This is a genomic window from Edaphobacter flagellatus (genome assembly GCF_025264665.1).
Lineage (GTDB): Bacteria > Acidobacteriota > Terriglobia > Terriglobales > Acidobacteriaceae > Edaphobacter > Edaphobacter flagellatus.
In genome coordinates, this window is record NZ_CP073697.1 from 1,690,886 (window position 1) to 1,710,434 (window position 19,549).

The following is a 19,549-nucleotide window of genomic DNA, read 5'->3' on the forward strand; positions in this document are numbered from 1 at the left end:
ATGCATAGCTACTCTCTAAGCCAAGCTATTACGAAGCAACCGCAGAGGTAAGAGTAGGCTGTGGCACTGGATACGCTTTACGCGGACCGCGCTTGCGGGCCACGAGGACGCGAATGCGCTCGATCATCTCGGCGGGCGAGCAGGCTCCCTTCGGGAGGAAAACATCTGCAGCACAGGCGCGATCAAAGGATGAGACCGTGTTCGAGACAATCATCGCGGGGAGCATGGGTTGGATATGCTTGGCACGGCGTACAAGCTCGTTACCGTTCATCTGGGGCATCACGAGATCACAGAGTAAGAGGTCGAGCGAACCCGGAGCAGACTGTTCAATTATTTCAAGAGCGTGCTGCGGCGAGAGAGCCGGAATCACACGATAGCCACGGGTTTCGAGGAGGAAGGTCCGAACGGAGAGGGCTTGTTCGTTATCGTCAACGCAAAGGATCGTCTTCTTAGGCCGCAATGATGTCTCACTTCTGCCGGTGGTATCCGGCTGATGGGCGGACTTAAGCCGGCTGGTTGGCCGGATTTGGGTCCGAATTTCAGGCACACCCCCGCTGGTCCGGCCAAAAAAGTGGTTCTTTGGCGCAGAACGGTCGTGCTGTTTCCCTGAGCAGCAAGTAAAAGACAATAGTCTACTTGCTGCCCCGGGAGGAACAGTGCCGTTATCCGGCCAGGCCGGACAGCGGGGTAGAGAGATGCGACGCCAGTGCAGGTTGCCACGCAAGACTCTCATCATGCGCAGAAATCAATGTCGCGAATGTAGCCGATGCCGATCAAATACAAACGATCATGCGGCTGCGTGTGCAGACAGCGATGTTGCGTCATGAAGGAGATCGCGACTGCCGAGCAGTTACGACATCTCTCAACTCAGGTTGTCAGTAATACAGGCGAAAGAACTCATCAGCGATGTTGTGCACGTTACGTGCACAACATCGTTAACGCTTGCCAAGAGTATGAAGAGTTGAGCGCCAACGCAATGGCGAAGTTAGGGCGAAAAGGAAAGAGATTTGGACTTGCACATCCACCGAATTGCGAATCAGCGCGAATTCATTGGTGATTCACATAAGAGCTCTGTTGAAATCGCGTGCATCACGGCAGGAAAAAGCGTCCCATTGCAACAGGAATGGTGCGCCCTCCCACGAACACATTTGTGACTTTGTCACCAACTCGGGCAGCAGAGACGTATAGGCGGCTTGGACGAAGCATCTCGACACCCTGCTCGATGACGATGCGCCGTTCACTTTCCACTACGCCGTGCTTCACCAACCACGCTATGGATGGGCCAGCTGCCGAACCTGTAGCGGGGTCTTCGCCGTTATAGAACTGCATGCGGGCGTGCCAGTCAGCACCTGATCCGCTCTCAGCCCGCGTAAGAAAATAGAAAAACTTTGCTTTGTTATGGCGGAGGTATTCACTGACTTGCTGCGTCTGCGGCACGCGAAGTTGCGCAGACGCAGCGAGAGATTTCAGTGGAACGATGCAAAAAGGATTGCCCGTACTGACTGTCTGTATGGGCAGAGCTGGATCGAGGTCATCGACTGAGATTTGAAGAACCTTTGCGACCGTGGCGTGATCTTGTATCTCACCAAAGATGGGATCGTTCTGCCGCATCGTTGCGAAAACGCCTTGCTCGCCAGGCTTTGAAGGAGTGAAGCGAACAGGAATTGGGCCGACATTCAGATCGAGCACGATCTCTTCGGCAGCACGCAGCCAGGGATGATGCCAGTAGAGCCAGCTAGCTGTACCGAGAGTGGGATGTCCGGCGAAGGGGAGTTCTTCAGCAGTCGTAAAAATACGAACACGCACGCCGTGGTGGTGCTCAGCCTCGGGATCGCGGGGAAGGATGAAGGTCGTCTCGGAAAGATTAGTTTCGCGAGCAAGTGACTGCATCTCCGTGTCGGTGAGTCCGCGAGCATCGGTAAAGATCGCAAGCTGGTTGCCTTCAAGGGGTCGCTCGGCGAAGACATCGGTTAGGGCATAGTCATAAGCAACGTGTGCGGTGGTTGGAGGAGCTGCAACAGGGGGCAGATTTGACATACGGAACTCCGAGACTTATGTTTTCTATAGACCGCAATCGGGCCAATCAGCTTGATGCTAGCTTAGCTAGCTGCGGTACAAAGATTTTTGAATCCATGATGATCATGCCCAACACGACCTCGATGCGCTGCTGCTGTTGCTGCGACCCGGTGGGGGGTGCGTGGATAAGCAGATCGAAGTAAGCATCTTCGAGTAGCGGAACCCACCCACCCACATAGCGGGTGGGTTTTTCATTCGCACGATAGATACATTCTAAAAATGGGTATGAATCCCCGAAAGGTACGCACATCCTATGTCACTCCGGATCAACGATGTAGCTCCAGACTTTACCGCAGAGACAACCCACGGCACGATTCGTTTCCACGAGTGGATCGGCGACAGCTGGGCAGTCCTGTTCTCGCATCCTAAGGACTTTACCCCCGTGTGCACAACGGAGTTGGGTGCTGTTGGATCGCTCGAGAGTCAGTTCGCAGCACGCGGCGCCAAGGTAATTGGCCTGAGTGTCGATCCGGTCGAGAATCATGGTAAGTGGGCAAAGGATATCGAAGAGGTCACCGGGTCGCCCGTAAACTTCCCTGTCATTGGCGATACGGAGTTGAAGGTTGCGAAGCTATATGACATGCTGCCGGGCGATGCTGGCGACAGCTGTGAAGGACGTACGCCTGTCGACAATGCGACTGTGCGCATGGTCTTTGTAGTTGGCCCCGATAAGCGAATCAAGCTCACTCTGGCATATCCGATGACAACGGGACGCAACTTCGATGAAATTATTCGGGTTCTGGATTCCATGCAGCTGACGGCAAAGCACAAGGTGGCTACGCCAGCAAACTGGAAGCAGGGCGACGATGTCATCATCACTGGAGCGGTTTCCAACGATGAGGCGGATAAGATCTTCCCGGGATATAAGACGCTGAAACCATATCTCCGCACGACAACCCAGCCGAAGTAAGATAATCTTTACAAACTCCGCAGTTATTCTTGCGGGGCCAGATGCACCGATGGCGAAGTGGCTAACGCGCTGGTCTGCAAAACCAGTATTCGAGGGTTCAATTCCCTCTCGGTGCTCCAAGCTCAATAACAAAGCCAGCTCAAGGCTGGCTTTGTTATTTTGGAGAAATTTTGATCAAGGCTAACGCGTTCGGTTCAAGCTGTATTGCGAGCTGCCCTTTATCAAGATGCACAACCTCAGGTTTTTGCAGAGATGTTTCCCTATTCATCTGATCAACCTGGGAAGGAGAGGGATACTTCGGCTTTCCCATCGCCGCATAAATTGGAAGTACGTTACTATGCTCGTTATCGACTCGTTGTATGGTGGCTCTTGCGATAGGAGTGACACCGTCTATGGAGAGCATAATCGTACGGGTGTGCGCTGGATTCTCTGGTCCAGAGTCAGGCTCTGCCAGGTTCCATACAGCAATGGAGAGCATGCCGTTCGCGTCTTTCGTCACAATCGCATTCGGTGATGGATTCGAAATACGCCGATCTCCAAGCATATGGAGCAGAGCGAATGCATAGTAACTCGGTTTATTGATTCCAAACTCTGCACGCAAACCGAATTGACCAATAAATGGCTGCGGCCCAGGACCACCTTCTTCAAACACATCAGAAAATGTCCAGAAGGACATCATGTCGACCATACCATCGCACTGCCTTATCGTGTTCGCTAAAGCAGCTCCGACATAGGTGGTATCACGTACCTTATTCATTCCCGATACATTCCACTCCGTCCAGAACAACGGCATATTAATCTTGCCGGCCGACTTCATCTGCCCTCTCACCTTTGCGATAGCGCGGCAGACACGTTTGCTCATTGGAATCTCTTCGTTCGTTCCAAACATGTTTTCAACGGTGTCATCGGCATAACCATGAGTTGATACAAAATCGACAGGGATATTTTTGTCTGCCGCATGTTTCAGAAAGGCATCTATCCACTGAGCGGCCGCAGTAGCAGGCCCGCCAACACGCAGTCGAGGATCGACCGCCTTCAAATCTCTCGCCGTGTGGTCATACAGTTCGAAATAACTGCGTTGCCTTGGAATGCCGCCCCAAAAATCGATGTTCGGCTCATTCCACACCTCGAAGTACCACTGAGAGATTTCTTCAATGCCATAACGTTCTACTAAGTGATGAGCAAATGCAGTAATAAGGTCATCCCATCTTTCTATTGACTTTGGAGGAGAGACATTGGGCTTATACCAGAAGGGATGTAATGCATCAGGATTGAAGGCGAGTTTCTTCGGCATAAAACTAATTTCAACTACAGGGCGAACGCCGTTGGCGAGCAAACCATCGTATATCTGATCAACGTATGCAAAATTATAGACAGGATTCCCATGCTCGTCCTCGTTGTAGACACCCACCTCGTCATGAAGGATCGCATGAAAGCGGACATAGCGAAAATTCGTAATCTGTTTTACAGCGCGTAGATCGCTGCGATAACTCTCGCGCAGCGAAAGAATCGCGCGGCCGGAGCCAAACATCTGCTCCCAGAAGTGGGGAAATGGAGTACCAGAAGAGTTCGCATCGATCACGATGTGCTCCTGCGCTCCTAACTTAGATGCGATAAGCAGAAGAAGGGCTAAAGCAGAAAATGCTCGCAAAAAACAGCGCATGATCGCTCCCCTGGTACAGATATGAAGAAGGAGCGCTCCATAGCCAAAGCGCTCCTTCGGGGCAAGACTTTACAGTCATTAGAAGCTGAAGCGTCCCTGAAACTCGATGACTCGAGCCCCAAGAGCACCGCTTGATCTACCAAAGTTCGGCGAGGTAATTTGGATATTTGAATCAGCTCCACCCTGGTTTCCTGCAGAATTGCCATTCGCATCAAAGGGAGTCAGGTTGGTTTGATTAAAAATGTTGAAGAACATCGCCCTCACCGTCAACCCAGCGCTATCGCCGAAGATGCGAGTACGGGGAATGCCGAAAGTTTTTTGTGCATCCATATCGGTGTCGAAGTAGTTCGGCCCGCGCAAGCTGTTGCGGCCTACCCCCGGGGGCGGAGGCGCTCCGGTAGCGGGAACAATTGGAGCAGTAAAATATGCTAGGCCGCCATTCGGAAACGCTCCGCCAGGACGCTTAAATGTACTGTTGCTTGTGTCGCCGCTACCTTTGGCAATTTGTGCCGCAGGACGCAGGTTGCAATAGCCACTTCCAATAAAGACGACATTACATTGCGTGTTGCTGTAAACAGGTGTCCACGGAAAGCCGGTGTGATACTGAATGATGCCACTGAGCTGGATTCCTCCGAAGATATCCTCCATGATTCTGTTCTTTGCAAAGAGCTTCGGGGACCAGGTGCCGAATAGTTTCATATTCTGTGCTACGTTGTAATCGGCGGGCCCATAAGCATAGCGGTTATCGTACGGATACTGGCTGACATAGTAATCTTGCGACCCTGTATCCATGATCTTGCCCCATCGATACTGAGCGTTTAGCGAGAAGCTGCGCGAGAACGTATGCTTGGCTTCGGCCAGTAGGGCATGTGAGCTTGCGCTGACATCATTTAAGTAATAAGCGAATGAACTAACAGTAGGATTCAGGTTGGGATAGTAAATCCAGTTGAGATTGGTCTGCCGTGTGTAATGGCGTGAAATACTGCCCTGATAGCCGACACTAACAATCCAGTGCTGGCTAACAGCGTATTCAGTACCAAGCGAAGTTTTGTATGTCATTGGTGTTGGCAGATTCTGCTGAATGGCCTGGAGATTAATTGGAGCGCCGCTGGTTGGTAGGCCGTTGGCTCCAAAGGAAACCTTTGCGGCTGGGTTGGACGGATAGCCGTTAATATTCGTGGCGCTGCTTGAGGCTGCATAAAGGACCCCCGGGCAGTTGGTAAGCGCGGTATCGGTACATGTCGCGTTGAGGGTCGTTACCAATGGCGGATTCGAGCGCCCATTAAGGGTGATCGCTTCCTGCATACGGTTGTAGGCAATGCCAAAGCCTCCACGGACAACGAACAGATGTGTTGAATTTGGATTCACACTATAAGCAAAGCCGAATTGGGGACCCCAATTATTTTTGCCGGTTGCAAAAAGATCACCACCCGTCTTGATATAGGCACCAGTGAGTGTCTGAGCGCCAGTTCCAAGTACAACGTTGCTGATATTTCCATCCTTCTCAGTAATTGGCGTAAAGTATTCCCAGCGCAGGCCGGCGTTGAGAGTGAGGTTGGCGTTGAGGCGCCAATCGTCCTGGATATAACCGGCATAAATATTGGAACGGATGTGCTTCGTAGCAGAGGTTGGCGCCCCAGTGCGTGGATCGAAGGAGCCGGTTTCGAGCCGGGGCTTGTCATTAGCAAACTCCCATAGATTTCGGAAAGTGTACGAGGGAATAGCTGAGCCTGTTTGCGTATCGTTATCGAGCTCGCGATAGCCGTCAAAGCCGAAGCGGATATTATGCGAGCCCCAGGTCTTCGTCATGGTATCTCGTATGTTGTACGTAGTCTGTGCGAAATTTCCCGGACCAGGCGCGCCGAAGTACTGCAGGTTGCTTATGCCGCCCATGTTGTCGATATGTCCCTGCGGGAGACCGAATGGCTCTTGCGGATTCGAAGCGACTTCGTTGAAATACCAACGCACACCATTAAGGCGGAACTCATTAAGGAGTGTAGGAGTGAAGATGTGATTCCAAAGCGTGGCGTGAGAGTAAGCCAGCCTGTCGGAATGCCACAAATTGGCCGTACGATTTGGCCCATTAAAAGAAGTTGTAGACGTTGGTACCCAGTAAATCGTGTAGGCCACCAAGTCACGTGGGTTGAGCTGCCAATCGAGACGTCCGTTGTACTGTTGCGCCGTATTGCGTGTGGGATTGAGCCAATTTACGCGAAATACATCGGGGACACCATCGAATCCTCCTCCTATGCCGGGATGAGCGTTGTCGATATAGGTTGGATCTGTCGTTCCCAGAGCGGTTTTCAAAGGTGAACCGAGATCGAGAGCCGTACCTCCCATATAGGGGACATCACGACAGTAAGCCGGACTAAGGCCAACAAAAGCACAATTGGCTCCCGAGGCAACTGACTTAAAATTCACGCTTTCTCCCGGGTAACCTGCAATTGCTCCTGAGATTCCATTCTTTGTTTGAGAAGCCATCTGATCAAAGGCTGGGGTTTCATACCAATCTGCTCCGGGAGTAAGGCTGCTATTACGCAACTCCTCGTAGGAGAAGAAGGCGAATATATGATCTTTCCAGACAGGGCCGCCGATACTACCTCCAATTTGATTGAATCGATTGTTATCTCGCTGGGGACTATCTGTTGGTCCGTTATAGCGTTGATAGGCGTTCAAACCCGGACGATGAAATTTGAAAAACGCACTGCCGTGGATTTGATTGGTGCCATTCTTGGATACCACCAGAACCTGAGCGCCACTATTGCGTCCATAAGTTGCATCATAAGGACTAGTTTGCGTTTGAACCTCTTTGACTGATTCCTGATTCGGCGTAATGACAGCCCCACCACCCCATGCCAGAGAATTCACTTGGCTTCCATCAATCTGAAAAGAATTGCCTGAGGTGCGAACTCCGTTAGCCTGAGTCTGTGCGCGGTTCTCTACTTGGAAAATACTTCCTGTAGCAGAGCTTCCACCAATGCCGCCGTTACCGGGAGAGGAGAAACTTCCTCCGGCACCACTTTGTGCACCATCACCAAGCGCCCCAGGAGTAAGCCTTAGTAGTTGATAAGGGTCACGATTTGAAGAAGGAAGCGACTGCAGCTCTCCGCTCGAGATAGTCGCCGAAATGGTTGCAGTCGAAGTATTGATTGCTGGCGAATTATCCGTCACCGTGATGGATTGCGAAGACCCAGCTGCTTCAAGAGTGATATTGAGTCCCTGCAGTATCTCACCTGAGATCTTAACCTCATCAATGGTCTTCTTCGCGAATCCTTGCGCATCAATAGAAACTGAGTACGAGGCTGGAGCCAGACGGTTAAATGTGTAGGTACCCGCACCATCAGTCTTTACGGACTGAGATTGATTTGTCTCTCTATCGAGAATCGTTATTGTTGCTCCCGGTACAACGGCTCCCGTGGAATCGGTCACCGTCCCCTGCAAGCCAGCGCGATATTGGGCATAGGCGAGGCGCGCTGGAAGGAGTACGCAGGTAAAGATAGCGAGGGCTAAAGTGCACTTTGAGTACACGTAGAAAGGAATAGCTTGTTGCGTCTTCATCGCGGCTCCTGAAAGAGGAGCGGCCCTGCTTACACGACCGTTTTCTCCTGCTCGGTTAGTGGTTTATATGCGTTGCGTTCGCTTCTTTACCCCTCCTCCTGATAGAAGGCGAATAAAACACGCGAAGCAACACCTACTCCCTAATTCAGAGAACCAAATCAAAAGCGAACAGTTGGAGGGGACGAGCGACTTGCACAATCGATGCAAGAAACCCCATCATCAACGGATGCATAAATTTGCTCTAAGGTAGGATGCGAAGAAAGAAAATTAAAATGCTTGCGCTTGAAGCATCAGGACTCCTGAATAGGTCCCGGCTGGGAGCTGCGGGATACTCGTGAGATCAATCTCCAAGGTAAGATTGTCTACGTGGCTGCCCCCAAGACTTAGTATTGCGCTTGTTGAATACAGGTGAAGACTTGCCCCGGCAGTGGGTGTTCCTTGCGTAAAGGGTGTAAATCCTGTTGGCAAGCCTGCAGTATCTTTCCCTAAAACGTTGGCTGAAGGAATATGCACAACGGGGCTTCCTCCTGAGAGTGCTGCAGTGGAGCTTGAGAAAAATGCATAGAGATCGAGCGATGACAGCAAACTGATCCCCGACCATACAGTCGTTACTGTAATAGAGCTTGTCCCTTGGGCTACACCACGCGATACAAGAGCAAAATTCACGGTTCCCGGAGATGCCGTTACTGTGATGGTGTCCCCAATCGTAATACGTGGATTTGGCCGCAGAGCTCCGATATTTCTTGTCTGTCCGCCCGCTTCTACACTTAGCAAGCACCCCACTAACACCCCAGCCAAGCGTGAAAAATGCATTGTTACGACCTCGCAACGATTACTCGTTGAACCACCACGAGTGTCTCGGTTTGGCTATTGGAACTGCTTCTAACCTCATTCGGAGAGGAAACTACTTTATAGAGACTGCCATCCAGAAATTGATCAATCAAAACCGTAAACGGATGAAGGCGAGGTTTGCGTTCATGAACATAGAAGTATCCTTGCGAGTCTGTATAAACAGAAAGCTGGTCTACCAGTAGTGCTGCTCCCATGATTGGCTGACCATCAATATCTACAACCCTGCCACGTATCACCATGTCGCCAATGGCGCTGCGCATCCCCACTGCTCCTCTTGTCGCCACCTCACGAGAGATCGTCCCCTTTCCCCCGGCAGTATAGAGAAGGCTTCCGTCAGGAGCGACAAATGTCCCACCATTTAAACTCAAGCGTCCTAAGATATTGATCTGGGCATTCACGATAAGAGCTTCTTCAAAAGGTGCATTAATTCGCGCAGGCACGTAAAAAGTTTGGTAGTTCGCACTCAGTGTGGCCAGATTTGAAAGGAACGATGCGCCACACCCAAAAGCTTTTTGACCATTAGTTGTATTGAACATCTGAGAAATGCTCCAACGCGGCGTCAAATTTTCCTGAACATTACCAACAACAGAGGCGGTTTTAGGCGAATTTTCGGGATTACTAACAAGATAGGATGCCTGCGCATAGATACGCGATCTGATGGAGCGGCTAGCAGAATAGGCTGTTGCGATGTTCTCTCCCCCTCCATATTTGGATTGGAAGATTGAGGCGGTAAGCCCCGAACCCAACACCTGGATACTCGCGGATCCTTGATTTACAGTGCTGCGAATCGTATTTGAAGATTGATAAATTGGCGTTAAATAATTCTGCCTGCCTGCTGTAAAGCTCGCCCAAGACGTGGGCCGATAAGTAAACAGAACATTGTCGCGATCTGGCTCTGCAGTTAATGGTACGGCTATATTGGCACGCCTAAACTGCGATGATGATTCGATGTACGCAGCTTTGAGATCGTACTTCTTTCGCTCAATTGAAAGGCTGGATGCGAAGTAAAGCTGTCCGGTCCCCAGGCCACCGGAAAGAGCAAACTGTACGCCATCGCCTGCATCGTATGCCATGCTATGGATAATCGTGGCGCGGAACGAGTTAGGGATAATAACGCGAGTCGCCGCTGTCCACTGAGGACTCACTTTGCCCGAAGCAAACAGAATGACAGCGGGTTTTTCCGCGCTGGTCCCCGTAAAGAAAGGGCTATTGAAGCTCGTTGACGTCTCCCCTATAAAACCATAAACATCTGCATTACTTATCTTCTTCCGCAAACCCAACCCGACTACGGTCAAATAGTGCCCTCCCTGAAAGATATCGGTTGGGAGATCAAACGTTACATTGTCCGTTCCTGCTGTCAGAGAGGCGCTCTCGAACGCTTTCACAAATTGAGCGCCGCCATAGAATTTTCCATTGATCATGCCTCCACCTGTAGCTGCACTATACCCCTTGCCACGCACTGTCACCTCTCCACCCTGCGACTGGAACAAAGTGGAAGTGCCGCCTCCTAGCTCAATCACTTGCGCGCTCAATGGAGCCACACAAGCAATTACGCTTAAAAGGATCACGGCCTTTTTTTTCACCTGAACAGGGGACATGAAGCGCACTTCAATTTCTCGCTGTGGCAACCGAACGTTTTACGTTGAAATGCTCAAAGCGAAAATCGATCTCAGATGGTGGAGAATTCGACTTCCAATCCATTTGGATATGCCGATAGCCCCCGGGCAGCAGTGGGAACCCCGACAAATCACCCGAAGCATGATCGCCCAGTGCACGAACGGACTGAATTCTAGTGAGCTCCGCACTATCGTTTTCTATCGTGCAGGTAAGCTGACGTGTCTCACCGTCATAAGACAGATCCTTCACTTGAACATTCGCTTCCAGCATCGGTTGCTTTTGATAGAGGTACACGGTATGCGGCAGCATCAGCCGTACATCAAGTCCATCGCTATGTTTTGGAGAAGAGAACGTAGCATAAATTGTGAACCATGCTGGCAGCTTATCCGCGGTGGCCTTATAGAAGACATAATAGGTCTGTTGAGGTTGCAGCTTGACGCTCATGGACGAGAGGTCCACATGAATGGAGCTATCCAAATCGCGATAGATTCCCTTCCCCTCCGGGGTGATGTTGAAGCTCTTGGGCTCCAACACCACCACCATAGGTGACGATGAGTTATTCGTTAGGGCAATTTTTCCGTCTGCTTTCCCTTTGTACTCAACGATCACAGGTTGAACGCTCTGCGCGAGCGCACTTCCAGCCATGAGCAGGAGCAGATAGAAGATGGGTTTTCGATACATAGACAAGTCTCCTGAATTCAGCGGATCGACTCATTCATCGACCTTTTAGCCAACAAAGCTCCATTTACAGAGCTTGCGCTTGAATTGTGAGAGTACCTGTATACGTTGCAGAAGGTAGCTGTGGTAACGACGAAAGGTCTATCTCCAGATTTAGATTATCCGTTCGCGTCGATGCCCTGTTTACAGAACTAAGCGACTGCGTAAATAAAGTAAGGCCGGCACCAGCGGTACCAAGTGCCGCAGTCTGAGTAAATGGTGTAAACGTTGTGGGAGTGCCCGTCGTCATCTGCCCAAGCACTGCCGAAGTTGGAATGTTTGAGGCCGGAGGACCTGCGAAGGTTAGAGCAGCGGTACTGGAGAAATATGCATCCAAAACAACATTTGCCCGGCTGGCACCGAGAACCCAGGTTGTTGTGATCGCGACTGGGGCGCTACCGGTCGCGACACCACCTGAAACAAGAGAAAAGTTTACTGCGCCTGGCGTTGCCGAAATTGTCAACGTTTCGCCTAGTGTCGCAGTCAATACAACGCTGGCTGTGTTGGAATTCAGTGCCTGGGAGAATGCTGCGGAGGCAGGTATAAACAAGGTCGCACATGCGCAAATGCAAAGCAGAATACTATTCTTACTTCTCAACATAGGGATACTCCGAATAACTGCTCTGTTCGGCGTCATAGGATATGCATCGATGGCTAAGGCCTGCTGGCATAGCCTGCGACGCGGAAATTAGGTTGTAGTTGATGCACAAAACACACCAACCCGAACTGGTTACCGGCTAGATACTAGGCCGCCAACTCAACGAACTGACATACAACTAACGTTGTAACTGGCTTGACATATTCGTCATCATGCGATTTTTCGGAACAAGCCTATGATCCATACCATGCCATGCAAGTTATCCATGCAAATACTTGTAAAAACTACTACTTGGCAGTTGTACTTTTCTCTGCCAATACTTGTATCGATTTCTATTCTGTCCTTAGGAATCTCAATTCATGCTCAAAATCCAAGCGAAATGGATGCTATCGACCGCATAAATCCTCCTATATTTGGCTTTTACGTGAAGGCAATGCATTGCGGCGGAATCACTGTTCGCGGGAGTGCTCATCTACGCGACGATTCCATCCTTACTATTTGCAATCGGGCAAAACAACTTCTATCGAAATCGGATTCTCTTCAACAGAACATGGCGCAGCGAGGAGTTGAGCTACATGTTGTAGCTATAGGCGAAGCAATGTCTCTGCTTCCAGAGCTTAGCGGGAAAGACGAAAGTAATTCTTCGAACCGCTCTTTATTTCAGCCTGGCTTATATCGTGTGTGCTTTGAAACTGAGGATGAACGTACGATGCTGAATCAATGTACGAGCCAAATAGCATTAAGCATGATGTTGTATGGATTTGATTCGGCAATGAGAAGGAACATTCAAGCTCAATTTCAGAGTACACGAACGCAGCATTTATGGAACGGGCTTGAGGCTGGTGTCGATGCTCAGGAATACTGGTCACAACTTTCAGCATGGTATTTCGGCGGAAGAGGCAATTGCCCAGACACATCTCAGATATGTCCTGAGAGTGGAGTCGAAGCCTTAAAAAGCTACGACCGTGGCGGCTATCTGCTGCTCCACCAGCTTTATGAAGGTATTGAAAGGCCTAAAGCCGTCACCGTTATGCGGGCAAGAAGCGTCTCCAAACTAGCGATCTCTTCTATGAATCCCGTTCCTGCGGAACTGCAGGTTGTGAATAACAGCGGACATTTACTCTACCTCTCGAAGATGGACCCTTATGGGCATATCATTCAGGCGGGTGAGCTTGGTCCATTCAATCGAACGGTTTTAAGCACATCTCTTTTTCAAGTATGGATAGTAAGCAACCAGAAGAAAATTGAATTAGATCGCTTCATCGTAGAAGACTCTCTAAGCGAATATATTTCAGAAAACTAACTATCCTGGATTGCCGCATTTTCAAGACAAGTGCACAGCTCTATAGGGCTATCACCACGTCAACAAACCTTGGCCCGTGAACTCCTTTAATGCGGGTCATCTCAATATCCGCGGTAGCGGAAGGACCGCTGAAGAACGTCGTCGGTAGATTCTTTGTTGCCTCCAGAATATGCATTCCTTCAACAACGGTCTCCACGACCTTGCTCGCAGGCAGAATGCAGAGATGATAATCGGGCACGAGAGTGATGGCTCGTCTTCCCTGGCCCGGCAAAGTTTGCAAAACGATGGTTCCGGTCTCAGCGATGCCAAGTGTTGCTGTCGTCATCACTGAGGTGAATTGATCAAGCTCAGTCGGAGTAAATCCACGATCGACAATGAACTCTGCTCCAACCTGCCATTCTGCGGGCAGCCCTTCAGGGACCAGCACACGCTGAATATTTCGATCACGGAGGACAGCAGCTACAGTAGAAGCGACCTGCTGGCTATCGACACAATAGACATTTGCATCGTAATCGCGAAGACGATCTTCAAAGAGATGGAGTATCTTTTCGCGCGAGAAGCTCGCTACGGATTGATAGTCCCGCTGGATGCTGCTGTATGACTGGTTTACTGCCTCCGCCGGTGAGGTTCCCTTGGCGACTCGTATGCGGTTGAGGATCACTTCACGCGCGGTGCTCATGCTTTACCTCGCTTTTCCCACCAGTCGCGGAAGGTCTCTTTTGGCATGGCCTGCAGGTCGCGCGTGTCGGTCCATCCGCCGAGAAGTCCGGGAAGCCAGCCAATCCAGCCGGACTTTGTGGCTTCTTCCTGATCGAGAATGGGGAACGTCGACTTCTCTCTTTTAACGAGAGGCGACTCTGCTATGCGGCCCAGTCTCTGCGCGGCGCGAAAGCGGCGTTCTGAACGAAAGACGAATGCTACCGCCTTCATCGCGAGGCTCTCGGGCGCGTACCATCCGTTCTGCTCAACAACCTTGTTGCGGAGGTGGATGAGGACTTCGGGGATGTTGATCTTGACCGGGCAAACCTCGTAGCAGGCTCCGCACAACGACGAGGCATAAGGCAGTGTCTGCGAGTGATCCATGTGCATCAGCTGCGGCGTAAGGATGGCTCCGATCGGTCCGGCATAGACGCTCCCGTACGCGTGACCGCCGGTCTGACGGTAAACGGGACAGGCGTTTTGGCAGGCTCCGCAACGGATGCACTGCAAGGTCTGCCTTCCTTCAGCGTCGGCGAGAACATCGGTGCGGCCGTTATCGAGGAGGACAACGTGCATTGTCTGCGGGCCGTCGCCGGGATGAATACCGCTCCAGAAGGAACTGTAGGGGTTCATGCGCTCGCCCGTTGCGGAGCGTGGGAGAAGCTGAACCAGCGCCTCAAGATCGCTCCAACGCGGAATGACCTTCTCAATCCCAACGACTGAAATCAGCGTCTCGGGTAAGGTAAGGCACATGCGGCCATTGCCTTCGCTTTCGACGATGCAGATTCCGCCAGTCTCGGCGATGAGGAAGTTGGCTCCGCTTACTGCTGTCTTTACGCGGAGGAACTTCTCGCGGAGAAACCTGCGTGCTGCGTCGGCGAGGTCGGCTGGCTTGTCGCCAAGATCGGGAAGATCCATCGCTTTGCGAAAGATCTCACGAATCTGAGCGCGATTCTTGTGCAGCGCGGGAACAACGATATGTGAGGGTTGATCTTCGCCAAGCTGGATAATCAGTTCGGCCAGATCGGTCTCGTAGGCGCGAATGCCCGACTCTTCGAGAGCGTTATTGAGATGAATCTCCTCGGTCGTCATCGATTTGATCTTGATGACTTCGTTTGCGCCAAGCTGCTTTACCAGACCGACAACGATGCTCTGTGCCTCGCGCGCGTCACGCGCCCAATGAACGACTCCTCCTGCGCGCGTGAAGTTGCGCTCAAACTCTTCGAGATAGACATCGAGATGCTGAAGCGAATGGGCACGAATCTGGCGCGCGCTTTCGCGAAGCTGCTGCCAATCCTGCTTTTCTTCGACGAGCTTGCGACGCTTGGCCTGAATAACGTCGGTAGCGTGGCGAACATTTTTGCGTAGCTGCGCGTCACCCAGAAGCGTCTTCGCTGCCTGCTGAAAAGTTGGCGCAGTGCGAGGGTCGAGAGGGACGCGGCTCATAGCTTGACCTCAGCTTGAACAGCGTCGAGCTCATCCTCTTCGGTGTGCGCGAGGATTTCGGCGATGTGGCGTGTATTGACGCCGGTTCGCTGGCGGTGAAGCGCTCCCTGAATGTGCATGAGGCACGAGTTGTCGCATGCGGTGCATTCTTCGGCGCCTGTATTCAGGACGGCGCGCGATTTTTCAGCGAGCATGGCACTGGAGACATCTGCATTTTTTACAGCGAAGGTTCCGCCGAAGCCGCAGCATTGTTCGAGATTGGAAATCTCGACGAGATCAAGTCCGCGCACTGCTTTGAGCAGACTTGTGGGGCCATCGCCGAGGCCTAGCGAGCGAAGACCGTGGCAGCTTGCGTGATACGTGACGCGATGCGGATAGTAGGCGCCGACATCGGTGAGGCCGAGTTTTTTACTGAGGAACTCGGAGAACTCCCAGACGCGCGGCAATAATTCAGCGACACGGTGCGGCAGAGAGGCATCGCCTCCTTCGGAGGCGATGCGCTCGGCCATGAGGGGATAGTGCTCTCGCATCATGGCGACGCAGGACGATGACGGAACGACGACGGCTTCGGCATGCTCGAACTGCGAGAGGAAGCGCGGCAGGAGCGGCAGAGCTTCCACCTGATAACCGGTGTTCCAGTGCATCTGACCGCAGCAGGTTTGGCCAGCCGGAAACTCGACCGTGTGTCCAAGCCGTTCGAGCACTTTGACTACGGCTTTTCCGGTAGAGGGGAAGAGCGTGTCGTTGTAACAGGTGATAAAAAGCGCAACCCTCAAGCCGCAACTCCCAGATTCCAATAGAGATTATATTTCCGAGGATTCGCTCGATACGGAAGCGACGTTCCAGCCGCATTGCGAAACAATCTCTTCGTCTCTCTATATTGTCTTTTGTATCAGACAGCCGACCGAAGAGCTTTGCCCCACTCCATAGCGACTCCACCCCCCTGGTGGTATCTGGCTAAGGCATTTATTTGCAGCATGTTGCAAGATTTCAACAAGGCAAAATATAGAAACGAAACGAGTTAGAACTAAAAATATTGATTCTAAAGGAGAAACCCCTGAGCCATGCCAAGGGGTTCTTTGTTTGACCTCTATAACCAGTATAGCGAATGGGACGGGGTGAATGCGCAAATACATCTATCTGATTACAAACGGGATAGGGCAAAACAGGGCTTGACAGAATTTCTGTGGAAATCGTGCCCGTTACTGCTTCGCCTGCTCGACCAGTTCGGGAAGATGGCGATTGTGCGTGGCCTGCTGGTAGGCGTAGGCATAGCCCAGCAGATCGCCATCGTGCCAACGGATGCCGGAGATCTCGAGTCCGAATGGGAGACCGTTGGCGTAGAACCCTCCGGGGATGGAGACAGCGGGGACACCGATGCGGTTGACCCATCCGGTTTCGCTGTATGGGCCTGCTTTCGAGGCTCCGGGCAGGGTCTCGTCGTAGGTGGGGATCTGAAGGGCGGGGTACACGAAGCCGTCGAGATGCCACTTCTTCAACGTGTCCTCATAGATGGCGAGGGCCTCTTTCTGCGGTCCGTAGTAGTTGCTGTCGCGATTGGGATCGTTGTCGATGCTGCGTTGTTCAAGAGGCCCGCCGGTGTCTTTACCAGGGCGGATGCCACCGATCATGAAGGGAGGAAACTGCTGCCCGGTTGCGGACTCATACTCCGCAACGGAGTGGTATGAGGAGGGGCCGAAGTCGCGGAGAAAGAGGTCGACGCCTTCGCGGCGATAGGGGCGGGTGTTCATGCGGCGCGCGGTGATGAAGAAACTTTCGGGTAGGATCTGTTTGTCGATGATGACAGTCGCACCGGCAGCGCGCATCTGGTCAATTGCTTTCATGAAGGCGGCGCGCGTTTCCGGAACGACACCGCCATCGAATGGTGGCGCGTCGGGCTGGCCACGATAGACAGACGGCGAACCTTCGAGAATGAACCAGGGGACAGCGAAGCGTTTGCCTTTGAGTGCGCCGGGGTTGAGGTATTTCGTATACGGTCCTCGTTCGGCTTTTGCAGAGGAGCCCTTCGTCCAGGGATCGAGCGGGTCTTCGGCCTGCATGACTTCGAGCGCGATGGCTGCGCTTGTGACATCGCGTGCGAGCGGGCCGGTGTTGTCGCGCAACCAGTCCAGAGGATGGATGCCTGCGATACTGGTGAGTCCGCGTGTGGGAAGGAAGCCGACGAGGCTGTTGTTGGCGGCAGGCTGGCGGATGGAATTGGCGGTATCGGTGCCGGTGCCGAGGACGGCGAAGTTTGCTGCGACGGCAGTGGCGGTTCCCCCTGAAGAGCCTCCTGGGGAGAAGCGTACGTCATAGGCGTCGCCGGTGCGTCCGCCGGCAGTGCTGATGTTGGTATCGCTGGCAGCGAAGTCGGGCATGTTGGTTTGGCCAAGCAGGATGGCTCCAGCGTCGCGCAGGCGCCTGACGACGAGTGCGTCTTTAGGCGAGATCAACTGCTTGCCTTCGAAGGTGTATCCCTTCCATCCGGCACTGGTGAGCCACCCTTGAACGCTGGTGTTGGCTTTGATGACGATGGGGACGCCCCATAGCAGACCGTGCTTTTGGGAGGGAGGCTCGGCGTCTTCCTGCGCGGCGCGCGCGAGTGCTCCTTTTGCGTCGACATACAGGAGGGCGCGATATGTGCCGTCATAACGGGCGATGCGATCCAGATACCACTGCGTGACCTGGGTTACGGTGTAACGGTGCTGCGCGTAGAGCTGATGCAGCCGAGGGACGGTGACCTCCATCAGGTCGCGATCCATGGCGGAGGGCGCAACGTCCGGTGTTTTTTGCGCCGTAGCGGGGAGTGTGGTCGAGAGCAGGAACAGAGCCGCGACGATCGCGATCAACAGGTTTCTCCGGTTCCACAGACACCGATTTCGCACAAAGCATTTCATCTTTCGCTCTCCTTCACAGGGCGATTGGCCATTCTTCGCTTGATCCCGATTGTCTGAAATTATCGCTCGCTTCTTTCAGACGTGTTGATAAGCTTGGACAGGAGCCGTCTGCGCTCGTATGAAAAAACGCCCTTCTCCACCAGCACGTCCTCGTCAGGTCAGCCTAAAAATGCTAGGCGAATACCTGGGGCTAAGTCCATCGACCGTCTCGTTTGTGCTGAATAATACGCCGGGAAGAGCGATCCCTGAGGCCACGCGCATGCGCGTGCGAGAAGCAGCGCAGAAGTTCAACTATCACCCCAGCATGATCGCGCGCTCGCTGCAGGGGAAACGCATGCAGACGATCGGCATCCTTTTACCGGAGCTGGGTGAGGGATATCACTCGCAGGTTCTTTCGGGAGTGGGTGATCTGCTGGTGCAGCGCGGGTATTTTTACTTCACGGTCCATCATCGCCATCGCAAAGACCTTGTCTCGACGTATCCGAATCTGCTTGGACTGCGTGGAGTCGATGGCATTCTGGCGATCGATACACTGCTCGAGACGGCGCCTGCACTGCCGACTGTCACTGTAGCCGGGCATACGACTCTTCCGGGGATCTCGAATGTTCTGCTGGATGAAGAACGCGGGGCGCGGCTCTCGCTGACACATTTGCGCAAGCTGGGGCATCAAAAGATTGCTTTTATGCATGGACAGCCGTTCAGCTCGGACGCGGATACGCGCTGGATCGCAACGCTAAAAGCGGCCAAAGAGTTGGGCGTAGAGATTCATGATGACCTGATGATCTATCTCTCGAAGGATTCGCATTCGCCAGAGATCAGCTATCCGGGCATTCGCAAGCTGATTCAAAGCAAGCATGCGTTCACTGCGGTGCTCTGCTTCAACGATGTTTCGGCGATGGGAACGATACGCGCTCTGCATGAGGCCGGGTTGCGCGTGCCGGACGATGTGTCCGTTATAGGCTTCGATGATATTCAGTCTGCGGCTTACCAGATTCCGAGCCTTACGACGATTCGGCAGCCGCTGCAGCAGATGGGAAGTACTGCTGCGGAGATGCTGCTGAAGAAGCTGGCAGGAGAGGCGATTCCAGATGTGGTCCAGGTGGAGCCGGAGCTGATCATCCGCGAATCGACGGCCCCTGCGGCCCACAAAAAAGCAAAGACCATGCGATAGAAGATCGCTGATCTGGCTTAATGCTGCATCTAAATTGGCAGT

Annotated in this window: 14 protein-coding genes and 1 tRNA gene; 5 read left to right on the plus strand and 10 right to left on the minus strand. The window is 52.6% G+C overall.

Annotated elements, in window-relative coordinates; all coding sequences use genetic code 11:
* Nucleotides 1–28 precede the first annotated feature (28 nt).
* Together KFE13_RS07160 and KFE13_RS07165 are read right to left on the minus strand one after the other, a co-directional pair.
* Complete coding sequence (locus KFE13_RS07160; RefSeq protein ID WP_260706479.1) at nucleotides 29–460, minus strand: response regulator; 432 nt, start codon at nucleotides 458–460, stop codon at nucleotides 29–31.
* A gap of 629 nt (nucleotides 461–1,089) precedes the next feature.
* Nucleotides 1,090–2,037, minus strand: coding sequence for a PhzF family phenazine biosynthesis protein (locus tag KFE13_RS07165; RefSeq protein ID WP_260706480.1), 948 nt, complete (start codon nucleotides 2,035–2,037; stop codon nucleotides 1,090–1,092).
* 292 nt (nucleotides 2,038–2,329) lie between these two features.
* Between KFE13_RS07165 and KFE13_RS07170 the strand changes: the two genes are divergently transcribed.
* Both KFE13_RS07170 and KFE13_RS07175 read left to right on the plus strand, forming a co-directional pair.
* Complete coding sequence (locus tag KFE13_RS07170; protein WP_260706481.1) at nucleotides 2,330–2,986, plus strand: peroxiredoxin; 657 nt, start codon at nucleotides 2,330–2,332, stop codon at nucleotides 2,984–2,986.
* Nucleotides 2,987–3,029: 43 nt separating this feature from the next.
* Nucleotides 3,030–3,105 (plus strand) — tRNA-Cys (locus KFE13_RS07175).
* Nucleotides 3,106–3,140: 35 nt separating this feature from the next.
* Here the strand turns inward: KFE13_RS07175 and KFE13_RS07180 are convergent.
* From KFE13_RS07180 to KFE13_RS07195, 4 genes are all read right to left on the minus strand, one after another.
* Entirely contained in the window at nucleotides 3,141–4,649 is a 1,509-nt protein-coding gene (locus tag KFE13_RS07180) for a GH39 family glycosyl hydrolase (protein ID WP_260706482.1), read from the minus strand.
* A 78-nt stretch (nucleotides 4,650–4,727) separates the two neighbouring features.
* On the minus strand, nucleotides 4,728–8,207 hold the full coding sequence (locus KFE13_RS07185) for a TonB-dependent receptor (protein WP_260706483.1): 3,480 nt from the start codon (nucleotides 8,205–8,207) through the stop codon (nucleotides 4,728–4,730).
* An 815-nt stretch (nucleotides 8,208–9,022) separates the two neighbouring features.
* A complete protein-coding gene (locus tag KFE13_RS07190; RefSeq protein WP_260706484.1) occupies nucleotides 9,023–10,657 on the minus strand; it encodes a hypothetical protein in 1,635 nt (544 codons plus the stop codon).
* A gap of 10 nt (nucleotides 10,658–10,667) precedes the next feature.
* The gene (locus tag KFE13_RS07195; protein ID WP_260706485.1) at nucleotides 10,668–11,357 is read right to left on the minus strand and encodes a hypothetical protein; all 690 of its coding nucleotides are present in this window, start codon (nucleotides 11,355–11,357) and stop codon (nucleotides 10,668–10,670) included.
* 311 nt (nucleotides 11,358–11,668) lie between these two features.
* On the opposite strand from KFE13_RS07195, the gene KFE13_RS07200 reads away from it, so the two are divergent.
* Together KFE13_RS07200 and KFE13_RS07205 are read left to right on the plus strand one after the other, a co-directional pair.
* On the plus strand, nucleotides 11,669–12,085 hold the full coding sequence (locus tag KFE13_RS07200; RefSeq protein WP_260706486.1) for a hypothetical protein: 417 nt from the start codon (nucleotides 11,669–11,671) through the stop codon (nucleotides 12,083–12,085).
* 141 nt (nucleotides 12,086–12,226) lie between these two features.
* Nucleotides 12,227–13,294: a hypothetical protein gene (locus KFE13_RS07205; protein ID WP_260706487.1), complete on the plus strand. Its 1,068-nt coding sequence runs from the start codon at nucleotides 12,227–12,229 to the stop codon at nucleotides 13,292–13,294.
* A 40-nt stretch (nucleotides 13,295–13,334) separates the two neighbouring features.
* Here the strand turns inward: KFE13_RS07205 and KFE13_RS07210 are convergent, their stop codons facing one another.
* From KFE13_RS07210 to KFE13_RS07225, 4 genes are all read right to left on the minus strand, one after another.
* Entirely contained in the window at nucleotides 13,335–13,973 is a 639-nt protein-coding gene (locus KFE13_RS07210; RefSeq protein WP_260706488.1) for a LutC/YkgG family protein, read from the minus strand.
* Nucleotides 13,970–15,439, minus strand: a complete 1,470-nt coding sequence (locus tag KFE13_RS07215) for a LutB/LldF family L-lactate oxidation iron-sulfur protein (protein ID WP_260706489.1) — start codon at nucleotides 15,437–15,439, stop codon at nucleotides 13,970–13,972. The genes KFE13_RS07210 and KFE13_RS07215 overlap by 4 nt, the downstream gene beginning before the upstream one ends.
* Nucleotides 15,436–16,215, minus strand: coding sequence for a (Fe-S)-binding protein (locus KFE13_RS07220; RefSeq protein ID WP_260706490.1), 780 nt, complete (start codon nucleotides 16,213–16,215; stop codon nucleotides 15,436–15,438). The genes KFE13_RS07215 and KFE13_RS07220 overlap by 4 nt, the downstream gene beginning before the upstream one ends.
* A 426-nt stretch (nucleotides 16,216–16,641) precedes the next feature.
* Nucleotides 16,642–18,288, minus strand: coding sequence for an amidase (locus KFE13_RS07225; protein ID WP_260706491.1), 1,647 nt, complete (start codon nucleotides 18,286–18,288; stop codon nucleotides 16,642–16,644).
* A gap of 166 nt (nucleotides 18,289–18,454) precedes the next feature.
* Between KFE13_RS07225 and KFE13_RS07230 the strand changes: the two genes are divergently transcribed.
* Nucleotides 18,455–19,507: a LacI family DNA-binding transcriptional regulator gene (locus KFE13_RS07230; protein ID WP_260706492.1), complete on the plus strand. Its 1,053-nt coding sequence runs from the start codon at nucleotides 18,455–18,457 to the stop codon at nucleotides 19,505–19,507.
* The last annotated feature ends 42 nt before the right edge of the window (nucleotides 19,508–19,549 follow it).